This window comes from Allobosea sp. TBD101 (genome assembly GCF_059817965.1).
The window spans coordinates 1,306,847-1,329,941 of sequence record NZ_CM187543.1; the positions used below are offsets into that span (position 1 = coordinate 1,306,847).

Annotated in this window: 19 protein-coding genes; 6 read left to right on the forward strand and 13 right to left on the reverse strand. The window is 67.0% G+C overall.

Annotated elements, in window-relative coordinates:
* Window positions 1–7 precede the first annotated feature (7 nt).
* Window positions 8–751 carry an aspartate/glutamate racemase family protein gene (locus tag AC6RIC_RS06150; protein WP_499735511.1) on the reverse strand — a complete coding sequence of 248 codons (744 nt, stop codon included), beginning with the start codon at window positions 749–751 and terminating at the stop codon, window positions 8–10.
* Window positions 752–1,001: 250 nt separating this feature from the next.
* Window positions 1,002–2,111, reverse strand: a complete 1,110-nt coding sequence (locus AC6RIC_RS06155; RefSeq protein ID WP_499735512.1) for a CaiB/BaiF CoA transferase family protein — start codon at window positions 2,109–2,111, stop codon at window positions 1,002–1,004.
* Window positions 2,112–2,323: 212 nt separating this feature from the next.
* Here AC6RIC_RS06155 and AC6RIC_RS06160 point away from each other — a divergent pair, with 212 nt between their 5' ends.
* The 5 genes from AC6RIC_RS06160 (at window position 2,324) to AC6RIC_RS06180 (ending at window position 7,719) form a co-directional block, all read left to right on the forward strand.
* Window positions 2,324–3,559 carry a metal-dependent hydrolase family protein gene (locus AC6RIC_RS06160; RefSeq protein WP_454655524.1) on the forward strand — a complete coding sequence of 412 codons (1,236 nt, stop codon included), beginning with the start codon at window positions 2,324–2,326 and terminating at the stop codon, window positions 3,557–3,559.
* A gap of 159 nt (window positions 3,560–3,718) precedes the next feature.
* The gene (locus AC6RIC_RS06165) at window positions 3,719–4,534 is read left to right on the forward strand and encodes an ABC transporter permease (protein ID WP_454655525.1); all 816 of its coding nucleotides are present in this window, start codon (window positions 3,719–3,721) and stop codon (window positions 4,532–4,534) included.
* Between the two features lie 20 nt (window positions 4,535–4,554).
* A complete protein-coding gene (locus AC6RIC_RS06170; RefSeq protein WP_454655526.1) occupies window positions 4,555–5,613 on the forward strand; it encodes an ABC transporter ATP-binding protein in 1,059 nt (352 codons plus the stop codon).
* A gap of 35 nt (window positions 5,614–5,648) precedes the next feature.
* A complete protein-coding gene (locus tag AC6RIC_RS06175; protein ID WP_499735513.1) occupies window positions 5,649–6,695 on the forward strand; it encodes an ABC transporter substrate-binding protein in 1,047 nt (348 codons plus the stop codon).
* A gap of 151 nt (window positions 6,696–6,846) precedes the next feature.
* Window positions 6,847–7,719 carry an ABC transporter permease gene (locus AC6RIC_RS06180; RefSeq protein ID WP_336810519.1) on the forward strand — a complete coding sequence of 291 codons (873 nt, stop codon included), beginning with the start codon at window positions 6,847–6,849 and terminating at the stop codon, window positions 7,717–7,719.
* A 57-nt stretch (window positions 7,720–7,776) separates the two neighbouring features.
* On the opposite strand, the gene AC6RIC_RS06185 is transcribed toward AC6RIC_RS06180, so the two are convergent.
* The 3 genes from AC6RIC_RS06185 to AC6RIC_RS06195 all read right to left on the reverse strand — a co-directional run bounded on the left by AC6RIC_RS06185 (window position 7,777) and on the right by AC6RIC_RS06195 (window position 13,123).
* A complete protein-coding gene (locus AC6RIC_RS06185) occupies window positions 7,777–10,956 on the reverse strand; it encodes an efflux RND transporter permease subunit (RefSeq protein WP_499735514.1) in 3,180 nt (1,059 codons plus the stop codon).
* A gap of 79 nt (window positions 10,957–11,035) precedes the next feature.
* Entirely contained in the window at window positions 11,036–12,235 is a 1,200-nt protein-coding gene (locus AC6RIC_RS06190) for an efflux RND transporter periplasmic adaptor subunit (RefSeq protein ID WP_499735515.1), read from the reverse strand.
* A gap of 51 nt (window positions 12,236–12,286) precedes the next feature.
* On the reverse strand, window positions 12,287–13,123 hold the full coding sequence (locus AC6RIC_RS06195; protein ID WP_499735516.1) for an alpha/beta hydrolase fold domain-containing protein: 837 nt from the start codon (window positions 13,121–13,123) through the stop codon (window positions 12,287–12,289).
* Between the two features lie 110 nt (window positions 13,124–13,233).
* Here AC6RIC_RS06195 and AC6RIC_RS06200 point away from each other — a divergent pair, with 110 nt between their 5' ends.
* Window positions 13,234–14,235, forward strand: a complete 1,002-nt coding sequence (locus AC6RIC_RS06200) for a LysR family transcriptional regulator (protein ID WP_499735517.1) — start codon at window positions 13,234–13,236, stop codon at window positions 14,233–14,235.
* Here AC6RIC_RS06200 and AC6RIC_RS06205 read toward each other — a convergent pair.
* Genes AC6RIC_RS06205 through AC6RIC_RS06240 form a run of 8 tightly spaced genes read right to left on the reverse strand, consistent with a single transcriptional unit; the run spans window position 14,208 to window position 22,849 of the window.
* A complete protein-coding gene (locus AC6RIC_RS06205) occupies window positions 14,208–14,654 on the reverse strand; it encodes a PTS sugar transporter subunit IIA (RefSeq protein WP_499735518.1) in 447 nt (148 codons plus the stop codon). The genes AC6RIC_RS06200 and AC6RIC_RS06205 overlap by 28 nt on opposite strands.
* A 28-nt stretch (window positions 14,655–14,682) precedes the next feature.
* The gene (locus tag AC6RIC_RS06210) at window positions 14,683–15,375 is read right to left on the reverse strand and encodes a response regulator transcription factor (protein WP_499735519.1); all 693 of its coding nucleotides are present in this window, start codon (window positions 15,373–15,375) and stop codon (window positions 14,683–14,685) included.
* The gene (locus AC6RIC_RS06215; RefSeq protein ID WP_499735520.1) at window positions 15,372–18,080 is read right to left on the reverse strand and encodes a DUF4118 domain-containing protein; all 2,709 of its coding nucleotides are present in this window, start codon (window positions 18,078–18,080) and stop codon (window positions 15,372–15,374) included. The genes AC6RIC_RS06210 and AC6RIC_RS06215 overlap by 4 nt, the downstream gene beginning before the upstream one ends.
* Before the next feature lie 54 nt (window positions 18,081–18,134).
* Window positions 18,135–18,740 carry a K(+)-transporting ATPase subunit C gene (locus tag AC6RIC_RS06220; RefSeq protein ID WP_499735521.1) on the reverse strand — a complete coding sequence of 202 codons (606 nt, stop codon included), beginning with the start codon at window positions 18,738–18,740 and terminating at the stop codon, window positions 18,135–18,137.
* A gap of 12 nt (window positions 18,741–18,752) precedes the next feature.
* Window positions 18,753–20,810 carry a potassium-transporting ATPase subunit KdpB gene (gene kdpB / locus AC6RIC_RS06225; RefSeq protein ID WP_499735522.1) on the reverse strand — a complete coding sequence of 686 codons (2,058 nt, stop codon included), beginning with the start codon at window positions 20,808–20,810 and terminating at the stop codon, window positions 18,753–18,755.
* Between the two features lie 33 nt (window positions 20,811–20,843).
* Window positions 20,844–21,017, reverse strand: a complete 174-nt coding sequence (locus AC6RIC_RS06230) for a hypothetical protein (protein WP_499735523.1) — start codon at window positions 21,015–21,017, stop codon at window positions 20,844–20,846.
* Window positions 21,018–21,027: 10 nt separating this feature from the next.
* Complete coding sequence (kdpA, locus tag AC6RIC_RS06235) at window positions 21,028–22,731, reverse strand: potassium-transporting ATPase subunit KdpA (RefSeq protein ID WP_499735524.1); 1,704 nt, start codon at window positions 22,729–22,731, stop codon at window positions 21,028–21,030.
* A gap of 28 nt (window positions 22,732–22,759) precedes the next feature.
* Window positions 22,760–22,849 carry a K(+)-transporting ATPase subunit F gene (locus tag AC6RIC_RS06240; RefSeq protein ID WP_173044066.1) on the reverse strand — a complete coding sequence of 30 codons (90 nt, stop codon included), beginning with the start codon at window positions 22,847–22,849 and terminating at the stop codon, window positions 22,760–22,762.
* Window positions 22,850–23,095: the final 246 nt, after the last annotated feature.

Below are 23,095 nucleotides of genomic sequence, written 5' to 3' on the forward strand. Positions count from 1 at the left end.
GATCGGTTCAGGGTTGAGCCAGCAACTGGGAAAGACCTGCCGAAAGCCCGGTGCTGGCCACCGGCGCCGGCAGGGCGAGGTCGCCTTCCTGCGGCTTGGGTCGAGGCTGCTCCAGCTCGGCCAGCAGCATCCGGATGCCGGCCTCGGCCGAGCAGATCACGGGCACGTCGACATGCGGCTGGACGCGGGGCGCGAGTCCTGCGAGGCCGGCACCGCCGAGGATGACCGCGCCTGCACCGTCGCGCTTGGCGACGCGGCGGCAGGCCTCGGCGAGCATGGCGATCGAGCCATCGGGATCGCGGGCGATGTCGGCGCCGGTCGGCGCGACGGTCTCGACGGCGGCGAGGCGATTGCCCAGCCCGATCGAGCCGACGAATTCATGCAGCATCGGCCCCCAGCGTTCGCCGCCCGTGACGATGGCGAAGCGCTCAGCCTTCTCCGCGGCATAACGGCTGCTGGCCTCCGCCATGCCGATCACCGGGATGCGAGCCATCTCCTTGAGGGCCAGCAGCCCGGGATCGCCGAAGCAGGCGAGATAGACGCCGTCGCAGTCCCTGCCATGCTCGGCGAAGGCTTCGAGCGCCGCATGGGCGGCAATGACCCCGGCGCTGCGACTGGCGATGTACTGCGCACCGAAACGGCCGGTGATCGGCACGAGTTCGGCCTGTGCCGGCAGATAGGGCTGGACCACGCGCGCGACCAGCGCCGTCATCTCCGGCATGGTGTTGGGATTGAGCAGGAGAATGCGCAAGCGAGGCCTCACAATCCGTGACCCAGCCGCGCGGCATTGCCGATCGCCCGATCGGGCAATGGCCATGCAGCGGCTGTCAGGAGCGAACGGTGTCTCATCGGTTTGAAATCAACAGCAGATTTGCCGTTCGGCCTGCAAGCGGAGGAATGGAGAAACAGTGCTTCCATTCCGGCATGGCCGGTCGTCGTTGGCACTGCCGGCGTTCTCGCATTCCGCAGCGCCTACAGCAAGGGCGTGATCGCGCTGCCGCTCAGCGCGGCCGGCTCGGCGCCTGCTTCGTGATCGCGCAGGGCGTCTGGCTGAAGCGAATCGGTGGCTTCGTCGTGACGAGCCGCCCTTCCTCGGGATGCTCGACCGTCTCGAAGAAGCCTGTCGCCTTCAGGTGCGGGTCGTCCAGCAGGTCGTCGAGCGTATTGATCGCGGAGCAGGGGACATCGATCCGGTCGAGGATCGCCAGCCATTCGGCGGACGGGCGATGCAGCAGGCACTCCGCCAGCCGCTCATAGAGTGTGTCGATCATCGCGGCGCGGGCTGCGCCGTCACTGAGCGCCGGTTCCGTGGCCCAGTCCTCGCGACCGGCCGCCTCGAACAGGGCGTGCCAATGCGCAGCGGTATAGGGCATCGCTGCGATGAAGCCGTCCGCCGTGCGATAGGGCCGGCGATGCTGCGACAGGACGCGCGAATAACCGCTTGGACCGAGTGCAGGCTCGAAGCTGCGGCCGCCGAGATGCTCGACGGCGAGGAAGGAGACCATGGCCTCGAACATGGGAACCTCGATCGCCTGGCCTTCCCCCGAGACCGCCCGGTGATAGAGCGCGGCATTGATCGCGCCGACGGCGAAGAGGGCGGTCGTCTTGTCGGCGACGATGGTGGGCGCATAGGCCGGAGCATCGCCGCTGCGCTCAGCCAGCGCGGCCCAGCCCGAAGCGGCCTGGATGACGTCGTCATAGGCCGGGCGGTCGCGATAGGGCCCGTCCTGGCCGAAGCCGACAATGGCGCAGTAGATCAGCCGCGGATGCCGGGCGAGCAGCGTCTCCGGATCGAGCCCGTTCCGGCGCGCCGCCTCCATCCGCATGTTGTGGATGAAGATATCGGCATCGGCGACGAGTTCGCGCAGGTGGGCGAGGTCCTCGGCCGATTTCATGTCGATGGTGATGCTGCGCTTGTTGCGGTTGCAGTTGAGGAAGGCCGCGCCCATGCCCGGCGAGCGCGCAGGACCGGGCGCGCGCATGATGTCGCCGCCCGGCGGCTCGACCTTGAGGACATCGGCGCCCATGTCGCCGAGCGTCTGCGTCGCATAGGGGCCGGCGATGACCGTGGTCAGGTCGACGATCTTGATCCCGTCCAGTGGTCCCGGCATGGCGCGTGCGAATCTCCGTTCGGAGCGCAGTGAAGCTGCCAACCGCGAGGGGCGCAACGCCGCTCACCGTTGGACGCCCCCGCCCTGCGCGCGACGGGCGGTACGGGGCCGCCAAATGCGCTTTTTGCGCTGTCGACAAGTTGGATGTTGCGTGCATATCATGCTGACGTCTGGGGCCGGGTGCTTCCCGGCAGGCATGTTCGGAGGCGGTGATGACGATGCTGCATTTCAAGAACTTCGCTTTGCTCGAACCCGGTTTCGGTGAGCTCCGGCAGGGCTACGAGCTCGTCGTCGAAGGCGACAAAATCCGCGAACTCTCCGACAAGCCGCTGAAGCTCGCCAAGGCCGATGTGGTCGATTGCGGCGGCCGCACGCTGATGCCGGGCCTGATCGACAGCCATGTCCATGTCTTCCTGTCCGAGGTCTATATCCGGACGATGGAGAGCATGCCGCTGACGCTGATGACGGCGCGCGCCGTCCGCTTGATGAAGGGCATGCTCGACCGCGGCTTCACCAGCGTGCGCGATACCGGCGGCGCCGACTGGGGCATCAAGGAAGCGGTCGAGAAGGGCGATGTCGCGGGTCCCCGCCTGTTCATCGCCGGCGCCGCCATCGGCCCGACCGGTGGCCATAGCGACCCGCGCCGGCGCACCGATTTCGGCGCGCGCTGCCATTGCTGCAACGCCATGGCCTATACGATGAACGTCTCCGACGGCGTCTCCTCGGTGCGCAAATCGGTGCGCGAGCAGATGCGGCTCGGTGCCGACCATATCAAGATCATGATGTCCGGCGGCGTCGCCAGCCCCTACGATCCCCTGGATTCGATGCAGTTCAGCGTCGACGAGGTGAAGGCCGCCGTCGAGGAGGCGAAGGCCTTCGGCCGCTATGTCTGCGCCCACGCCTATACGCCGGAGGCGATCACGCGGGCGGCTCAATGCGGCGTGCGCGCGATCGAGCACGGCAACCTGATCGACGAGGCCTCGGCCAAGCTGATGGCGGAGAACAACATGTTCCTCACCGCCAATCTCGTCGCCTATTACGCGATGAAGGAGCGGGCGGCCGAGTTCGGCATGACCGGCGACATGCTAGCCAAGAACGATCTCGTCATCGATGGCGGCCTGCGCTCCCTCGAAATCTGCAAGCGCGCCGGCGTGCCGGTCGCCTATGGCTCGGACCTGCTCGGCCAGTTGCAGAGCGAGCAGTCGCGTGAGTTCCTGCTGCGCCGCGAGGTGCTCTCGCCCTTGGAGATCATTCGCTCGGCGACCACGGTCGGTGCCCAGATCCTGCGCATGGAAGGCAAGCTCGGCACGGTTCAGACCGGCGCCTTCGCCGATCTGATCCTCGTCGATGGCGACCCGCTGAAGGACCTCGCGCTGTTCCAGGAGCAGGGCAAGCACCTGGCGGCGATCATGAAGGGCGGCGCCTTCCACAAGAACACGCTGCACTGAGTCCTGCCGAAGCGCCAGCCGGCGCATGATGGAAATGCAGGCTTCACTGTTTGTAAGTGGCGTCGCAAACTGTCTGACAAAAGAGGGGACGGTTTTGGTTTTCGTAGTGAACAGCAAGCGGCAGGCAGCGGGAGCGGCCTGCCATCGGGAAAACGCCGGGTGAGCGCCGGTTCGCAGCGATTCGGGCGCTACGCCCTGAACGGTGCAGCCGCGCTTTCGCTCGGCTTCATCCTGCTCCCGTTGATCTTCGTGACTTGGCTCGCCTTCTTCCGGCAGGAGATCCCGTCCTTTCCGCCCGAAGGCTACTCGCTGAAATGGTTCGCCGGGGCGGCGAACAACAAGTCCTTCATCGACGGCTTCACGCTGAGCCTTCAGGTCGCCATTGCATCGACGCTGATCGGCCTTCTGCTGGGGGTGCCGGCGAGCCTGGCGCTGGTGCGCCACCGCATCCCGCTGGGCGGTGGCATCAGCACGCTCCTGCTCTTGCCGCTGGTGATGCCCGGCATCGTGCTGGGCACTGCGACCTATGTCTTCCAGATCGAGGTCGAGATCGCCACGCAATGGCCGGTGATGGGCTCGCTCGCGGGTCTCGTCGCCGCGCATACGCTCGTCGTGATCCCCTGGGTGGTCCGGCTTGTGACGGCGAGCCTCGCGGGCTTCGACCGCTCGATCGAGGAGGCCGCGCAGAATCTGGGCGCCGGCCCGGTCACCACCTTCTGGAGGGTGACGCTGCCGAGCATCCGGCCCGGCATCGTCGCGGCCTCTCTGTTCGGCTTCGTGACCTCGTTCGGCAATCTCGAGATGAGCCTGTTCCTGGTCGGGCCGGGGCGGACGACGCTGCCGATCGCGATCCTCCAGTATCTCGAATGGAAGATCGATCCGACGGTGGCGGCGGCATCCCTGATCCAGATCGTCCTGATCTGCGTCGCGATGGTCGTGACCGATCGCTATGTCAAACTGAGCCGGGTGGTGTGAACGGATGGCGAGATACTAACGTGGCACGTCTCTCGATCTCGCATCTGAAGAAGACCTACGGCGCGCTGACGGTTGTCGACGATGTCGACATCGCGGTCGCCGAAGGCGAATTCCTCGTGCTACTCGGCCCCTCCGGCTGCGGCAAGACCACGACCCTGCGCATGGTCGCCGGCTTCATCGCGCCGACCTCCGGGGCGATCACGATCGGCGAGCAGGACGTCACCAACCTGCCGCCGTGGAAGCGCCATTGCGGGCTGGTCTTCCAGAGCTATGCGCTGTTCCCGCATATGACCGTCGCGCAGAACGTCGCCTTCGGACTGGAGATGCACAAGGTGCCGCAGGCCGAGCGCGGCCCGCGCGTCGCCGAGGCGCTCAGGCTTGTCCGGCTCGGCGGCTTCGACGAGCGCTATCCGCGCCAGCTCTCCGGCGGCCAGCAGCAGCGCGTCGCGCTCGCCCGCGCGCTGGCGATGGAGCCGAAGGTGCTGCTGCTCGACGAGCCGCTGTCCAATCTCGACGCCAAGCTCAGGCTCGAAGTCCGGATCGAGATCCGCGAATTGCAGCAGAAGCTCGGCCTCACCACGATCATGGTGACCCATGACCAGGAGGAGGCGCTGACGATGGCGGACCGCCTCGTCGTCATGGAAAAGGGGCAGGTGCGCCAGATTGGTACCCAGCGCGAGCTCTACGAGAAACCGGCCGACCGGTTCGTCGCCGGCTTCATCGGGCGCAGCGCCTTCATCGAAGGGCAGGTGACGGGGCAGGGGCGCTTCCGCACGGGCGGTGGGCTCGACATCGCCTGCATCGCCGCTGCCGCGCCCGGACCGGCGACGCTGGCGCTCAGGCCCGAGCGGATCGCGGTCGGGGCTGAGGCGGATGGGTTACCCAACCGCTTTCCGGCGCGGGTCGAGCATGCCTCCTATCTCGGCGCGCTGCTCGACGTGCAGGTCGCGCTCAACGAGCAGGACCGCATGCTCCTGCAGATCCCGAACAAGGTCGGGTTCGCCGAGCCGCATGTCGGCGAGAGCATCACGATAGGCTGGGCCGAAAGCGCCGGGCTCGTCTATCCGCAAGGAGCCTGAAGGCTCATCCGGCGTCCAGAAACGAGGGGAATACCATGGCTTCATTCGACAGGCGGGATCTTCTGAAGGGCGTAGGCGCAGCCGCGCTCGCCACCGCGACCGGCATGCCGGCTTTCGCCCAATCCGGCGGCCGCGTCGTCGTCGGCACCTGGGGTGGCGACTATGCCAGGCTGCTGACCAAGAACATCGAGGACCCGATCCTCAAGCCCAAGGGGCTTGAAGTGGTGCAGGATCAGGCCGGCGACGCGCCGCGCCGCGCCAAGATGGTCGCCGAACGCCGCCTGCCGCGCGGAACCGTCGATATCCAGGGCCTCTCCGCCGCCAACATGTTCGAGATGAACGAGGCCGGCGTCTTGGAACAGATCGATTATTCCAAGCTGCCCAACGCCAAGAACCTGCTGCCGACGATGAAGTACCCCTATGGCATGGGGCACATCTATTCGGGCAACGTCGTCATTTACAATCCCAAGATCATCTCGCCGGCGCCGAAGGGCTTCAAGGACTGGCTCGACCCGAAATGGGGCTCGAAGATCGGCTTCATCGACATCCAGTACCAGTCGATCTTCATCGCGGCCTCGATGGCCGCGACCGGCGGCAAGGACATGAACGACATCGAGAAGGCCAAGGAAGTCCTGCTCGCGGTCAAGAAGGCCGGCGCGCGCGTCTATCCGACCAACGAGGCCTTCGCCCAAGCGATGAAGAACGAGGAAGTCGGCATCAGCGCGATCTGGAAGGCGCGCGTCGTGCAGTGGCAGAATGCCGGCATCCCCTGCGAGGCGGTCTCGCCGATCGAGGGCATCCCGACCTATGTCTCGGGCTTCGTGATCCAGAAGAACGCGCCGAACAAGGACAATGCCTACGCCTATATGGACGCGATGCTGGCCAAGGCGCCGCAGGAGGCCTTCGCCGTCGACATGGGCTATAACGGCACCGTCACCGGCCTCAATGTCGATCCGGCGCTGCACAAGCGCATCGGCTTCACGCCCGAGGAGGAGAAGACCCTCAAGGATCTCGACTACGCCTTCCTCGCCAAGAACGACGCGGCGATGAAGGAATGGTGGGACAAGGTCTTCAAGGGCTGATGCCCCCTTTGTCATTCCGGGGCGCTCCGCAGGAGCGAACCCGGAACCCACGACTGGGCGAGGCCTGTATTTTCGACAACCGCGATCGCTCGCCCGGTCGTGGGTTCCGGGTTCATGCCTTCGGCATGTCCCGGAATGACAGGAGTTGGTTATGAGTGTTTCCGCTCCCGAAGCCGTCGCCGGCGCCCGCACCAGACTCGCCGGCCTGCTCGTCGTGCCGGCGACGCTCTTCGTCGCGCTCATGCTGATCGGGCCGCTCGCGATCCTGTTCCGCTACTCGCTCAACAAGTTCGTGCCCGGCCAGTTCATGGTCGATGCGCTGGTGATCGAGAATTACGTCAAGTTCTTCACCGACGCCTATTATCTCAACGTGCTCGCCCGCACGGTCCGCGTTGCGGTGATCTGTACGCTGGCCTGCCTGATCATGGGCTTCCCGCTCGCCTATGTGCTGGCGCGCACGCAAAGCCGCTTCAAGAACCTGATGGTCATCGCGGTGGTGCTGCCGCTCTTCGTCGGCAACGCGGTGCGCGCTGCCGGCTGGATGACGCTCTTCGGCAGCAAGGGGGCGTTCAATGCCTCGCTGATGGGGCTTGGCCTGATCGATCAGCCGCTGGAGATCATGTATACCGAGAATGCCGTGCTGATCGGCATCATCGCGGTCAATCTGCCCTTCATGGTGCTGACGCTACAGAGCGTGATCGAGGGCATTCCGCGCAATGTCGAGGAGGCTGCCTTCAGCCTCGGCGCCGGCCCTGCGGCGATGTTCCGCCGCGTGCTCTGGCCGCTGGCGCTGCCGGGTATCCTCGCCGGCACGATCCTGACCTTCATCCTGGCGATGAACGCCTATGCCACGCCGGTGCTGCTGGGCGGACCGAAATTCCAGATGATGGGGCCGCTGGTCTATGGTCAGTTCGCGCAGCAGAACAACTGGCCCTTCGGCGGCGCGATCTCGTTTATCCTGATGACCGCGACGATCCTGCTGACCATGATCGCCCATCTCACCGTGCAGCGGCGCTATCGATAGGGCGGCGGAAATGAAACCGCCCCCGGCGTTGTGGCCGGAGGCGGTTTCCTCTCTTGCTTACTCGGCAGCCTGCAAGACCGGCTGCTCGATATCGTGCCGGGCGAGCGGGCGGTTGCCCGCGAGCTTCCGCATCAGCACGTAGAAGACCGGCGTCAGGAAGATGCCGAAGGCGGTGACACCGATCATGCCGGCGAAGACCGCGATGCCCATCGCCTGCCGCATCTCGGCGCCGGCCCCGGTCGAGATCACCAGCGGGACCACACCCATCACGAAGGCGAGCGAGGTCATCAGGATCGGACGCAGGCGCAGGCGGCTGGCTTCGATTGCGGCCTCGACCGGCGTCCTGCCCTCGAATTCGAGTTCCCTAGCGAATTCGACGATCAGGATGGCGTTCTTGGCGGATAACCCGACCAACACCACGAGGCCGATCTGGGTGAAGACGTTGTTGTCTCCACCCGAGAGCCAGACGCCGGTCAGCGCCGCCAGCAGGCCCATCGGGATGATCAGCAGGATCGCGATCGGCAGGGTCATGCTCTCGTACTGGGCCGCCAGCACCAGGAAGACCAGAAGGATCGCCACCGGGAACACGATCACTGCCGAGTTGCCGGCGAGGATCTCCTGATAGGTCAGCTCGGTCCATTCGAAGGCAAAACCCTTGGGCAGCGTCTCCTTCGCGATGCGCTCCACCGCCTCCTGCGCCTGTCCCGAGGAGAAGTCCGGAGCTGCGCCGGCATTGATGTCGGCCGAGAGGAAGCCGTTATAGCGCATGGCGCGTTCGGGGCCGGAATCTGTGCGGACGTTGAGCACGGCGCTGAGCGGGATCATCTCGCCGGACGTCGAGCGCACCTTGAGCTGGCCGATATGCTCGGGCTGGGCGCGGAAGGGTGCATCGGCCTGGACGCGCACGGTGTAGGTGCGGCCGAAGCGGTTGAAGTCGTTGACATAGGTCGAGCCGAGATAGGTCTGCAGCGTGTCGAACACCTCCGTCACGGGCACGCCGAGCTGGCGCGCCTTGGTGCGGTCGATATCGGCATAGAGCTGCGGGACGTTGACCTGGAAGCTCGAGAACATGCCGGCGATCTCCGGCGCCTGCGCGGCCTTGGCCATGAAGGCCTTGGTCGCCTCGTCCAGCGCGGCATAGCCCAGGCCGGCGCGATCCTCGATCTGCAGCTTGAAGCCGCCGATCGTGCCGAGACCCTGCACGGGCGGCGGCGGGAACATCGCGATGAAGGCTTCCTTGATGCCGCCGAACTGCTTGTTGAGATCGGCAGCGATGGCGTTGCCGCTCAAGGAAGGATCCTCGCGCTGGTCGAAGGGCTTCAGGCCGACGAAGACGATGCCGGAATTCGACGAGTTGGTGAAACCGTTGATCGAGAGGCCGGGGAAGGAGATGGCGTTCTCGACGCCCGGATGCTTCAGCGCGATCTCGTCCATGCGGCGGATGACATCCTCCGTGCGGTCGAGGGTCGCGGCATCCGGCAACTGCGCGAAGCCGACGAGATATTGCTTGTCCTGTCCGGGGACGAAGCCCGAGGGCACCGCCTTGAACAGCACGCCGGTCGCGCCGAGTAGCACGACATAGACCGCCAGCATCACGGCGCGATGCGAGATCACCCGGCGCACGCCGCCGCCATAGGCCTCGGACGAGCGATGGAAGAAGCGGTTGAAGGCGCGGAAGAACCAGCCGAACAGCTTGTCCATGAAGCGGGTCAGCGCGTCCTTGGGAGCGTGATGGCCCTTGAGCAGGAGCGCGGCGAGCGCCGGCGACAGCGTCAGCGAGTTGATCGCCGAGATCACCGTCGAGATCGCGATGGTCAGCGCGAACTGGCGGTAGAACTGGCCGGTCAGGCCGGAGATGAAGGCCAGCGGCACGAAGACCGCGACCAGCACCAGCGCGATCGCGATGATCGGGCCGGAAACCTCGCGCATCGCCTTGTAGGTCGCCTCGCGCGGCGAAAGGCCGTTCTCGATATTGCGCTCGACATTCTCGACGACGACGATCGCATCGTCGACGACGATGCCGATGGCGAGCACCAGCCCGAACAGGCTGAGCGCATTGATCGAGAAGCCCAGGAGATACATCACTGCGAAGGTGCCGACGACCGAGACCGGCACGGCGACGAGCGGGATGATCGAGGCGCGCCAAGTCTGCAGGAAGACGATGACGACGAGCACGACGAGCGCCACCGCCTCCAGCAGGGTCGAGATCACCGCCTTGATCGAAGCGCGCACGAACTGGGTGGTGTCGTAGACGATCGAATAGTCCACGCCTTCCGGCATGTTCTGCTTGATCTCGCGCATCGTCTCCTGGACGCGGTCGGCGATCGCGATGGCGTTCGAGCCCGGCGCCTGGAAGACCGGCACGGCGACGGCCGACTTGCCGTTGAGCAGCGAGCGCAGCGCATAGTCGGCCGCACCGAGCTCAATGCGGGAGACGTCCTTCAGCCGGACGACCGCGCCGTCGGCAGCGGTCTTGACGATGATCTCGCCGAACTGCTCCTCGTTCTGGAGGCGTCCTTGCGCGTTCACCGAAAGCTGCAGGTCGAGGCCGGGCGCGTTCGGCGAGGCGCCGATGACACCGGCCGCTGCCTGGACGTTCTGGGCGCGGATCTCGCGCACGACGTCGCCGGGCGACAGCCCGTGCTCCGCGACCTTCTGCGGGTCGAGCCAGACACGCATCGAGTAGTCGCCGGAACCGAAGAGCTGGACCTGGCCGACGCCGTCGATGCGGGCGAGCCGGTCCTTGACGTTGAGCACCGCGTAATTGCGCAGATAGGTCATGTCGTAGCGGCCGTTCGGCGAGGTGATATGCACCACCATCGTCAGATCGGGCGAGCTCTTGACCGTGGTGACGCCGAGCCGGCGCACCTCTTCCGGCAGCCTCGGCTCGGCCTGGCTGACGCGGTTCTGCACGAGCTGCTGGGCCTTGTCCGGGTCGGTGCCCAAGCGGAAGGTGACGTTGAGCGTCATGACGCCGTCCGTCGTCGCCTGGCTCGACATGTAGAGCATGCCTTCGACGCCGTTGATCTGCTCCTCGATCGGCGTCGCCACCGTCTCGGCGATCACGCGCGGGCTGGCACCCGGATATTGCGCCCGCACGACGACCGTCGGCGGGACAACTTCCGGATATTCCGAGATCGGCAGGGCCCTGATCGAGAGCAGCCCTGCCAGGAAGATGAGAACAGAGAGGACCGCCGCGAAGATCGGCCGGTCGATGAAGAATTTCGAGAGGTTCATGGGGCGCCCCCTTTCGAGCGGCTTATTGGACCTGCGGCCACGGACCCGCCCTTGCGGCATCCGTGGCGGGTCATGTCGGTCAGCGTTGCGCGAGCTCGGTCGCGGGCTTCTTCAGTTCGCTCTTCTGCGCCATCGGCACCGGCTCGGGCGCGACGGTCGCGCCGGGGCGGACGCGCTGGAGGCCGTTGACGACGATGCGCTCGCCGGGCTTCAGGCCGGCATTGACGACGCGCAGGCCGTCATGGGCCGCGCCGAGCGAGACCTCGCGCCAGGCCGCCTTGGCGTCGTCGCCGACGACGAAGACGAACTTCTTGTTCTGGTCGGTGCCGACCGCGCGCTCGTTGATGACGAGCTGCTGCTCGGCCTTGGCCTGCCCGAGCTGGACCCGGACGAACTGGCCGGGCATCAGCTTGCCGTCCGGATTGTCGAGCTTGGCGCGGACCCTGACCGTGCCGCTGGCGCCGTCAATGCCGTTATCGACGAAGTGCAGCTTGCCCGTGAACTGCGCGGCCTGCGCCGTCGCGGTGGTGAGCCTGACCGGGATCTGCTCCAGCGCCCGCGAACCGTCCGGCAGCGAGGCGAGCGCATCGAGCACGCTGCGCTCGTCGGCATTGAAGGCGGCGTAGATCGGATCGACCGAGAGCAGCGAGGTCAGGACCTGCCCGCCGGCCGCGATCAGGTTACCGATCGTGACGTCGAGCCGGCCGATGCGGCCGCTGATCGGCGCGCGGATCTGGGTGTAGTCGAGGTTGAGCTGCGCCGTGCGGCGGGCGGCCTCGGCGGCCTGAAGGTTCGCCTGCGCCTCCCGCAGATTGTTGACGCGGGTATCGACGTCGCGCTGGGAGAGGTTGCGGGTCGCCAGCAATTGCTGGCCGCGCTCGTTCTCGCTCTCGGCGAGCGCCACCCGCGCCTTCGCGCCCTGTACCTGTGCCTCGGCCCGCTGGAGATCGGCGAGATAAGGCGCCTGGTCGATGCTGACGAGCAGCTCGCCCTGCTTCACGAGGTTGCCCTCGCGGAAATGCACGGCCTCGACCACGCCAGCGACGCGTGAGCGCAATTCGACGCGCTCGATCGCCTCCAGCCGGCCGGAGAACTCGGCCCAGGGCACGACCTCGCGCGCCTCGACGGTCGCGACGGAGACGGGGACGGCCGGCGGGGCGGCAGGGGCGGTGTCGCCCTGCGCGCGGGTGCCGGAGAGGGAGAAGACCGTGATGGCGGTCAGCGCGACGGAGGCAGTGAGGCCGGCCAAAAGGCCGCGACGGTTCGTTCCCGGAATCATGGGGTCGGTCCTTCCTTGGAAATGCTTGGGGTGTTCGAAAGAGGGAGAGCGCTAGGAGGGCGCGGTCCGTTCATAGAAGGCGGCGATCTCGCCGCAGCTCTTGCAGAGACAGGAACCTTCCTCCGCCGCGTCCGCATAGGCCTGCGGCCAGCGCGTCGGCGCGCTGAACTCGACATGGCGGACGGCGATGCCGGCCTGGCCGAGGCGATCAGCGTATTGCGCGGCTTCGTCACGCATCGGGTCATCCTGGCCGCTGATCAGCAGGGCCGGGGGCAGGCCGGCGAGGCGCGTCGCCTGAAGCGGGGCGGCGTAGGGGTGGGCGGCGCGCTCGGGCGTGCCGAGATAATCGGCCCAGCCATCGGCCCAGCGGCAGCCGACCGGGCCGGCCTGCACGTCGCGTAGCGAGGCCGTGCCGAGGCAGGCGTCGAGCATCGGCGAGAACAGGATCTGTCCGGCCAGCGCCGGGCCACCGCGATCACGCGCCATCATGGCGAGTGCAGCGGCGAGATTGCCGCCGGCTTCCTCACCGGCGATGTAGAGCGGCGCGCCGCGCGTTGCCCAGCGATTGCGCCCCCTGGCAAGAGCCTCGAGCGCTGCATAGATGCGCTCCAGCGTCTCGGGGAAGCGCTGTACCGGCGCGAGCGGATAGGAGAGCGAGAACACGACCGCGCCGGCCTCTGTCAGGGCCGTGGCGACGGCCTGCCCCTGCGCCGGCGAGCCGCTGTTGAAGTGGCCGCCATGCAGATGCAGCACGAGCCCGGCATTGTCCGGGACCTCGGCGGGAACGTAGAGCCGGCCGGTGAAGGTCTCTCCACGGGCGCTCAGGGTTTCCTCCCGCCAGAATACGGAGAGGACCGGTTGCAGTTTCTGCGCGGCGATCGCGGGCATGGACTCGACCCTCGCTGTTGCGTTGCACCACGAGATAGTGAATCGGCTTTCCGGAATAAATGCGCTATTGGCTTATTCATTATTCACATACAGAAACAATTTGAGGACTTATGGACCAGCTCGCCGCGATGCGGGCCTTCGTGCGGGTCGTCGAGACCGGGACCTTCACGCGTGCCGCCGATCTCCTGGACATGCCGAAGCCGACTGTCACCAAGCTGATCCAGCAGCTTGAGGCGCATCTGCGCGCCAAGCTGCTGAACCGGACGACGCGGCGCGTGACCGTGACCATGGACGGTGCGGCCTATTACGAGCGGGCGCTGCGTCTGCTCGACGAGCTTTCGGAGCTCGATGCCAGTCTCACGCTCGCACAGGCGCGGCCGAGCGGGCGTCTCAGGGTCGATTGCAGCTCGTCTCTCGCGGTCTCGGTGATTATCCCGGCGCTTCACGAATTCCAGGCGCGCTATCCCGATATCCAGCTCGATCTCGGCCTGAGCGACCGGCCGGCCGACCTGATCGGCGAGAATCTCGATTGCGCGGTGCGGGCCGGCGAGATCGTCGACCAGAGTCTGATCGCAAGGCGGATCGGCGAGATGCAGCTCATCACCTGCGCGACGCCGGACTATCTCGCGCGCTTCGGCACGCCAGTCCATCCGCGCGATATCGAGGACGGGCACCAGATCGTCGCCTACCGGCCGGCGCTCGGCGGCCGGGTGCTGCCGCTGGTCTACCAGAGCCTCAGTGAGACGATCGAGGTCAGCGGGCGCCACACGATCGCGCTCAATGACGGCATGGGCTATCTCGCCGCCGGGCTCGCCAGCCACGGCATCATGCAATTGCCGACCTTCATGGCCCGGGTGCCGATCGCTGACGGTCGCCTCGTGCCGCTGCTCATGGACTGGTGCACGGCGCCGAAGCCGCTGCACATCGTCTATCCGCCGAACCGTCATCTCAGCAACAAGGTGCGCGTCTTCGTCGACTGGCTGGCGGAGCTGTTCGCCCGCGACGAGTTCATCCTGTCGCGCGGCGGCAATTGCAAACCGACGATCCTGCCGGCCGTGCCGCTGCCGATCCCGGCCAAGGCCGATCAGCTCTCGTCGAGCAGCAGCGCGTAGATATCCTCGCCGCCCGCGGCGTTGCGGATGCGGTTGCGGATCTCGGCCGGGCGCAAGCGCTTGGCGATGCAGGCCAGCGCGTCGATGCGGCCCTTGCCGCCGTTCACCGGCGTCAGCACCAGGCAGACGAGATCGACCGGCGCGCCGTCGATCGCTTCATAGGCGACGGGTTTCTCTAGCCGCGCCAGCAGGCCGAAGGGCTCGGCGAGACCTTCGACAGGCGCATGCGGCATCGCCAGCCCGTCGCCGACGCCGGTGGAGCCGAGCGCTTCGCGGCGGTTCAGTGCGTCGAGGATCGCGGCCTCGGGCAAGGCTAGTTGCTCGGCCGCCTTTTTCGCGAGGGTGCGGAAGAGGGCGGGCTTGGTTGCCGCTGCCAGCCGGACGATGGAGCGCGGGCGGATGATGTCTGCTGGAATCATGGGTCGGACTTCTGCCTTGGGGCAGGACTCATTCGGCTTCGCGCAGGCGGTAGCCGACGCCGGTCTCGGTGGTGATGTATTGCGGCTGGTCGGGGATGCGCTCGATCTTCTGGCGGAGCTGCCGGACATAGACGCGCAGGTACTGCACATCGGCCGAGGCGCCCCAGACCTGCTTCATCAGGAACTGATGCGTCAGCACCTTGCCGGCATGCTGCACGAGGATGCGCAGGATGTCGTATTCCTTGGGCGAGAGCTTCACCTCCTGCTCTCCCAGCCTGACGATGCGCTTGACGAGGTCGACCGAGAGTTCGCCGGTCTGGAAGATCGGCTTCTCGCCCTGCTGCTGGAGCTTGTGGCGCAGGGCGACGCGCAGGCGCGCCGCCAGTTCCTTCATGCCGAAGGGTTTGGTGACATAGTCGTCGGCGCCGTTTTCGAGAGCCGCGACGATGCCGGCCTCGTCGGTGCGACTCGATAGGATGACGATCGGTAGGGTGAGCGCCTCGGCGCGCCATTTCTGCAGAAGCTCCTGCCCGGACACATCCGGCAGGCCGAGATCGAGGATGACGAGATCGGGCAAGTCCTCGGCTATGCGTTCGATCGCCTCGCGCGCCGTCGCGGCCTCGCGGATGGCGTAGCCCTCGGTCGAGAGTCCGACGCGGAGCAGGCGGCGGATCGCCGGCTCGTCGTCCACGACCAGCACCTTGATATCCGTTGCCGTCATGTCTGCGGTTCCACTTGGTTGGGCTGGGCGTCGGCCGGCATGCGGATGGTGAAGATTGCGCCGCTGTGATCGGCCCGGTTGGCCGCCGTGATCGTGCCACCCATCGCCTCGACGAAGCCGCGGCAGATGGCGAGGCCGAGGCCGGTTCCGGCGCGAACTTGGTCGCCCTTCCTGACGCGGTAGAAGCTGTCGAAGACGCGTTCGAGATCGGCGGGCGGCAGGCCCGGGCCCTCATCGGTCACCGTCACCAGCACCTCGCGGCCGTCCTGCCGGGCGCGGATGGCAATGGCGCTGCCGGTGGGCGCATATTTCGCGGCATTGTCGAGCAGGTTGAACAGCACCTGCTCGAACAGGACGGGGTCGAGCCTGAGCATCGGCAGGTCGCCGGGCAGTGCGGTTTCGACGTGGTGGCCGGCGGTGATCTTGCTGGCGCGGCGCAAAGCGCTGCCGACCACGTCGGCGACATCGACCAAAGCCGCATTCGGCTCCATCGCGCCGGATTCGATCCGGGTCATGTCGAGGAGATTGGCGATGAAGCGGTTGAGGCGCTCGGATTCGTCGATCACGGTCGCGAGCAGGGCCGTGCGGTCGTCCTCAGGCAGGGCGTTGCGATAGTCGCGCAAGGTGCCGGCCGCGCCCATGATCGAGGCCAGCGGCGTCTTCAGGTCATGCGAGATCGAGGTCAGCAGCGCCGAGCGCAGGCGGTCGGCCTCGGCCGCGAGCTTGGCACGGTCGACATCGGCGACGAGCTGGATGCGCTCGATGGCCACCGCAGCCTGGTCGGCCAGCGCATCGAGCAGGCGCTGCTGTTCCGGCGTCAGCAGAGGGCCTTCCTTGTCGTCGTCGAGGCCGATCACGCCGATGGCGGTGCGCCCGGTGCGCAGGGGCAAGTAGAGCCGCTTGGCCCCAGGGAGGGTATCGGCGCCACGCCCGGCCGGGCGATCATGCTCCCAGGCCCAGCGCGCGGCGGCGATATCGGCATCGACCAGCGTATCGTCGGGCGGATAGCCGGCGCGCACCGCGATCGTTCCGTCCTCGGGCATCAGGATGACGACGCGCAGGCGCAGCATCGAGGCGATCTGGAAGGCGCTGGCCCAGAGAACGTCGTCGAGCGTGCCGGTGCCGGCGAGCTTCTTCGAGAAGAGATAGAGGTCCTCGGTGGTGCGGACGCGCTGACGGGCGGCATTGGCCTGACGTTGGACGCGGGCCGTCAGGTTCGAGGCGATCAGCGCGACGAGCAGGAAGAAGCCGAGCGCGACGACATTTTCGGGATCGGCGATCGTCAGCGTGTAGAGCGGTGGGATGAAGAAGAAGTTCAGTGCGAGCGCACTCAGCAGCGAAGCGAAGAGGGCTGGACCCAGCCCGGCGGTCACGGCTGAAGCAAGCACGGCGGTGAGGAAGACCAGCGCGATATTGCGCAGATCCATGATCTGGCTGAGCAGTTCGGCTGCGCCGAGCGCGGCCGCGACATAGGCCGCTGCCGCGAGATAGGGCTTAGGCGCAAAGCCGGGCTTGCCGATGGCCGAGACGCCGGCATCCGCCTCCGGCGGCTGCTCGCGCAAGGCGACGACATGCACGCCGATATCGCCGGTCCGGCTGATCAATTCATGCGAGACGGAAGGCCTCAGCCATTCGCGCCAGCGCGGCTTGGCCGGTTTGCCGACGATGATCTGGGTGACGTTGCCGGCGGCGGCATGGCGCAGGATCTCGCCAGCGACGTCCTGTCCGGGCAGGGTGATCGCCTCGGCGCCAAGCTGTGCCGCAAGCCGGAGCGCATTGGCGATGCGAGTCTTCGCGGCCTCGGGCAAGGCCGCGGCCTGAGGCGTCTCGACATAAAGCGCGCTCCAGGGCGCGCGCAGCCGGTCGGCCTGCCGCTTGGCATGGCGGATGAGGGCAGGCCCCCCGACGCTGTCGTCGATGCAGACCAGGATGCGCTCGCCCGCCGCCCAGGGGCCGGAGATCGCGTGTTCCTGCATATGGCTGAGCAGCTGGTCGTCGACCCGCTGCGCGGTACGGCGCAGCGCCAGCTCGCGCAGGGCCGTCAGGTTGCCCGACGAGAAATAGTTCGCGACGGCGCGCTTGGCGGTCTTGCCGAGATAGACCTTGCCCTCTTCGAGCCGCTTGATCAGGTCGGCTGGTGTCAGGTCGATGATCTCGATATCGTCGGCGCGGTCGACGATCGAATCCGGCACGGTCTCGCGGACGCGGATGCGGGTGATCTGGGCGACGACGTCGTTCAGGCTCTCAACATGCTGGATGTTGAGCGTGGTGTAGACGTCGATGCCGCGCGACAGCAATTCCTCGACATCGAGATAGCGCTTGGGATGGCGGCTGCCGGGCGCATTGGTATGGGCGAGTTCGTCGACGAGGACGAGGGCCGGGCGCCGCGCCAGGATCGCGTCCAGGTCCATCTCGTCGAGCGCGCGGCCCTTGTAGTCGACGAGCCGGCGCGGGACGATCTCGAAACCGTCGACCAAGCTTTTCGTCTCGCTGCGGCCATGGGTCTCGACGACGCCGATCACGACATCGATCCCTTCCGCCCGGCGGGCGCGGCCGGAGGTCAGCATCTCATAGGTCTTGCCGACGCCCGGCGCCGCGCCGAGGAAGATATTCAGGCGCCCGCGCCCTTCGCGCTGGGCGCTGGCGAGGAGCGCCTCTGGTGAGGGCCTGCCTCTCGTCTCGCGATGGCTGTCGGCGATGGTCATGTGGGTCCGCAAGGGGAAAACGGCGGCGCCTCGCGCGCCGCCGGGGCCTTTGTGTCAGCGCTGGGCGGCGCCGTCGAGAGCAAGGTTCAGCGCGAGCACGTTGACGACGGGCTCGCCGATGAAGCCGAGCTTGCGCCGCTCGACATGGGTATCGACCAGCGCTTTCAGCGTCGCCGGGTCGGCATTGCGGGCCTTGGCGACACGCGCGATCTGGAAATAGGCGGCCTCGGGCGAGATATGCGGGTCGAGCCCGCTGCCAGAGGCGGTCACCAGTTCCATCGGCACCGGCGCATCCGGGTTCTCGGCCTTGAGCTTCTCGGTCTCGGCCTTGATCCGATCGACCAGCTTCTGGTTGGTCGGGCCGAGATTGGAGCCGCTGGAATTGGCCGCGTTATAGGGCGCGTCCACGGTCTTCGTGCTGTCGTTCGGGTCGGTTCCCACCGTCGCCGAGGGGCGGCCGTGGAAATAGCGTTCGCTGGTGAAGTTCTGGCCGATCAGGCTGGAGCCGATGATCTTGCCATCCTTCTCGATCAGGCTGCCATTGGCCTGGCGCGGAAACACGGCTTGGGCGATGCCGGTCATGGCGAGCGGGTAGGCGAGGCCGGTGATGGCGGTCAGCGCGACGATCATCACGAGGGCGGGGCGGATCTGCTTGAGCATGTCTGCGGCTCCTTAGACGAGGCCGAGGGCAGTGATGGCCATGTCGATGGCCTTGATGCCGATGAAGGGGACGACGAGGCCGCCGAGCCCGTAGACGGTGAGGTTGCGGCTGAGGAGAGCGCCGGCGCCGACCGCGCGGTACTTCACGCCCTTCAGCGCGAGCGGAATCAGCGCGACGATGATCAGCGCGTTGAAGATGATTGCCGAGAGGATGGCGCTCTGCGGCGTCTGAAGCCCCATGATGTTGAGCGCGCCGAGCTGCGGGTAGAAGGCCAGGAACATCGCGGGGATGATCGCGAAATACTTGGCGACGTCGTTGGCGATCGAGAAGGTCGTCAGCGCGCCGCGCGTCATCAGCAGCTGCTTGCCGATCTCGACGATCTCGATGAGCTTGGTCGGGTCGCTATCGAGATCGACCATGTTGCCGGCTTCGCGGGCTGCGACCGTGCCGGTGTTCATGGCGACGCCAACGTCCGCTTGAGCTAGCGCCGGGGCGTCGTTGGTGCCGTCGCCGCACATGGCGACGAGCTTGCCCTTGGCCTGTTCCTCGCGGATCAGGGCGAGCTTGTTCTCGGGCGTGGCCTGGGCGAGGAAATCGTCGACCCCGGCCTCGGCCGCGATCGCTGCGGCGGTCATCGGGTTGTCGCCGGTGATCATCACCGTGCGGATGCCCATGCGGCGGAGTTCCGTGAAGCGCTCGCGGATGCCGCCCTTCACGATGTCCTTGAGATGGACGATGCCGAGCAGGCGGCCGTCGCGGGCGACCGCAAGCGGCGTGCCGCCGGCCTTCGACACCTCGGCAGCGATGGCCTGGATCTCGCGCACCGTCTCGGGCGTGGATTTGGCGCTGGCGCCCTCGACATATTTCAGCACGGCATCGACCGCGCCCTTGCGGATCTGCGAGCCCTCGAGATCGACGCCGCTCATCCGACTCTGCGCGGTGAAGGGCACGAAGGTCGCGTGCAGGGAGCCCATGTCGCGGGCGCGGATGGCGTATTTCTCCTTGGCGAGCACGACGATCGAGCGGCCTTCCGGCGTCTCGTCGGCGAGCGAGGCGATCTGGGCGGCATCGGCCAGCTCCTGCTCGCCGACGCCGCGCACGGGGCGGAACTCGGTCGCCTGGCGGTTGCCGAGCGTGATCGTGCCGGTCTTGTCGAGGAGGAGCGTATCGACGTCGCCGGCGGCCTCGACGGCGCGGCCGGACATGGCGAGCACGTTGAAGCGCACCAGACGGTCCATGCCGGCGATGCCGATGGCCGAGAGCAGCGCGCCGATCGTCGTCGGGATCAGCGTGACGAACAGCGCGACCAGCACGACGACCGGGATATAGCCGCCGGCATAGGTGGCGAAGCTCGGGATCGTCACGGTGGCGAGCACGAAGATCAGCGTCATGCCGGCGAGCAGGATGTTGAGCGCGATCTCGTTCGGGGTCTTCTGGCGCTCGGCGCCTTCGACCAGCGCGATCATGCGGTCGATGAAGGTCGAGCCGGCCGCGGCGGTGATGCGGACGCGGATCCAGTCCGAGAGCACCTGCGTGCCGCCGGTGACGGCCGAGCGGTCGCCGCCGGATTCGCGGATCACGGGGGCGGATTCGCCGGTGATCGCGGCCTCGTTGACCGAGGCGACGCCCTCGATGACCTCGCCATCGGAGGGGATGATGTCGCCGGCCTCGACCAGAACGACATCGCCGACCTTGAGCGAGGTGCCGGGCACGAGCCGGAACTGGCTGCGGTCATCGCCCGAAAGCAGCTTGGCTTCGGTCTCGGAGCGGGTCTTGCGCAGCGAGTCCGCCTGGGCCTTGCCGCGCCCCTCGGCCACCGCTTCGGCGAAATTGGCGAAGAGCACGGTGAACCAGAGCCAGAGCACGATCTGGAAGGAGAAGCCGAGATTGGCGCCCCCCGTGGCGAGGTCCTTCAGGAAGAGGACGGTGGTCAGCGCGGAGACCACGGCGACGACGAACATCACCGGGTTGCGGGCGAGGCTGCGCGGGTCGAGCTTGCGGAAGGCGTCGGCAAGCGCCGGCAGCAGGATCCGAGCGTCGATCAGGCTCGCGGATTTGGATGGGCTCATAAGAGGCTCCAGCGGAAGGGTGTAAGGTCCGGCTCAGGCAGCGGCGACGAGGCCGGCGAGCGCCCGGACGAGCAGCAGGACGAGGAACAAAGCGACCGTCAGGCCGAGGATGAGGGTGGCAGGGCGCGGGGGCGCCCTGTCCGTTTCCCGCGATGCGGCGTCACGATGGACGGCGTCGCGGCGCAATTGGCGCAGGCAGCTTGCCATGGCGGCCTCCTCAGAAGCTCTGGCCCGCGAGCATCGCGAGATGCTCGACGATCGGGCCAACGGCCAGCGCCGGGAAGAAGGTCAGGCCGCCGACGATCAGGATGACGCCGACGAGCAGGCCGACGAAGAGCGGGCCGTCCGTCGGGAAGGTGCCGGCCGAGGCAGGCACGGATTTCTTCGCGGCGAGCGATCCGGCGATGGCGAGCGCCGGGATGATGACCAAGAAGCGGCCGACCAGCATCGTGATGCCGAGCGTCACGTTGTACCAGAGCGTGTTCGCCGAGAGGCTGGCGAAGGCCGAGCCATTGTTGGCCGCCGCCGAGGTATAGGCGTAGAGGATCTCGGAGAAGCCGTGCGGGCCGCTGTTGCCGGCCGAGGCGACGGCGCCGGGCAGCACCACGGCTATCGCCGTGAAGACCAGCATGCCGGCCGGCAGGCAGAGGATGGCCAGCATCGCCATCTTGACCTCGCGCGCCTCGACCTTCTTGCCGAGATATTCCGGCGTGCGGCCGACCATCAGCCCGGCGACGAAGATCGCCAGCACGACGAAGAGGACGATGCCGTAGAAGCCGGCACCGACGCCGCCGACGATGACTTCGCCGAGTTCCATGTTGATCAGCGGGATCATGCCGCCGAGAGCGGTGAAGCTGCCATGCATGGCGTTGACCGCGCCGCAGGAGGCGGCGGTGGTCACGACCGCGAAGAGGGCCGAGAGCGGGATGCCGAAGCGCATCTCCTTGCCTTCGAGGTTGCCGCCTTGGAGACCGAGGCTCTGGACCAGCGGATTGCCGGCAGCCTCGGCCCAGTAGCAGACGGCGATGCCCGTGATGAACAGGGTACCCATGGCCGTGAGGATCGCCCAACCCTGGCGCTGATTGCCGACCATCCGGCCGAAGACATTGGTCAGCGCGGCGCCGATCGCGAAGATCGAGACCATCTGGAGGAGATTGGTGATGGCGTCGGGGTTCTCGAACGGATGGGCCGAGTTGGCGTTGAAGAAGCCGCCGCCATTGGTGCCGAGCATCTTGATTGCGAGCTGGGAGGCGACCGGGCCGCGCGCGATGGTCTGCTGCGCGCCTTCGAGCGTCGTCGCGGTCACGGAGGGATCGAGCGTCTGCGGGACGCCGAGCGCGACATAGGCCAGCGTCAGCAGGATGCAGAGCGGCAGCAGCAGATAGAGCGTCGCGCGGGTCAGATCTACCCAGAAGCTGCCGACCGATTGGGCGGAGGCGCGGGCGAAGCCGCGGATCAGGGCGATGGCGACGGCGATGCCGGTCGCGCCGGAGACGAAGTTCTGCACGGTCAGGCCGAGCATCTGCGTCAGGTAGGACATGGTGCTCTCGCCGCCATAGCCCTGCCAGTTGGTATTGGTGACGAAGCTGACCGCCGTGTTGAAGGCGAGGTCGGCAGGCACTGCCGACATGCCGTCCGGGTTCAGCGGCAGCAGGCCCTGAAAGCGCTGCAGCCCGTAGAGCAGCAGCAGCCCGGCGAGGTTGAACAGCAGCAGGGCGACCGCATAGGCGCTCCAGTGCTGTTCCTCGCGCTCATGCGTGCCGGCGAGCGCATAGAGCCCGCGCTCGACCGGCGCGAGCACGGGGGAAAGGAAGGTGCGCTCGCCCTTGAAGACGCGCGTGATGTAGCCGCCGAGCGGCTTCACCAAGGCGAGCACGATCGCGCAGAAGAGCAGGATCTGGATCCAGCCAAAGAGTGTCATGGGGGTGCTTTCTCAGCTCGGCCCGCGCTCAGAAGCGCTCGGGGCGCAGCAGCGCATAGGTGAGATAGACGAGCAGGACCGCAGTCACCGCGCCGCCGAGGAGATAGTCGACGAACATGGATGGGCTCCTTCAGAGCGCGTCGCAGGCCGAGACATAGGCGAGGGCTGCCGCGAAGAAGCCGAGGGCGAGCGCGAGCATGGCGATATCCATTGCCGTGGTCCTTTCGACCGGGCGTTACCGATGGGCCGACGCGCGCGGACCCGCCTTCCTGTTGAAGGCGAGGACACGAGCGGATCGACCATGGGCGGGATTATCGTGCTGGCGGCATAGCCGTTCGAGACGGCCGGCAGCGCCGCAGAATAG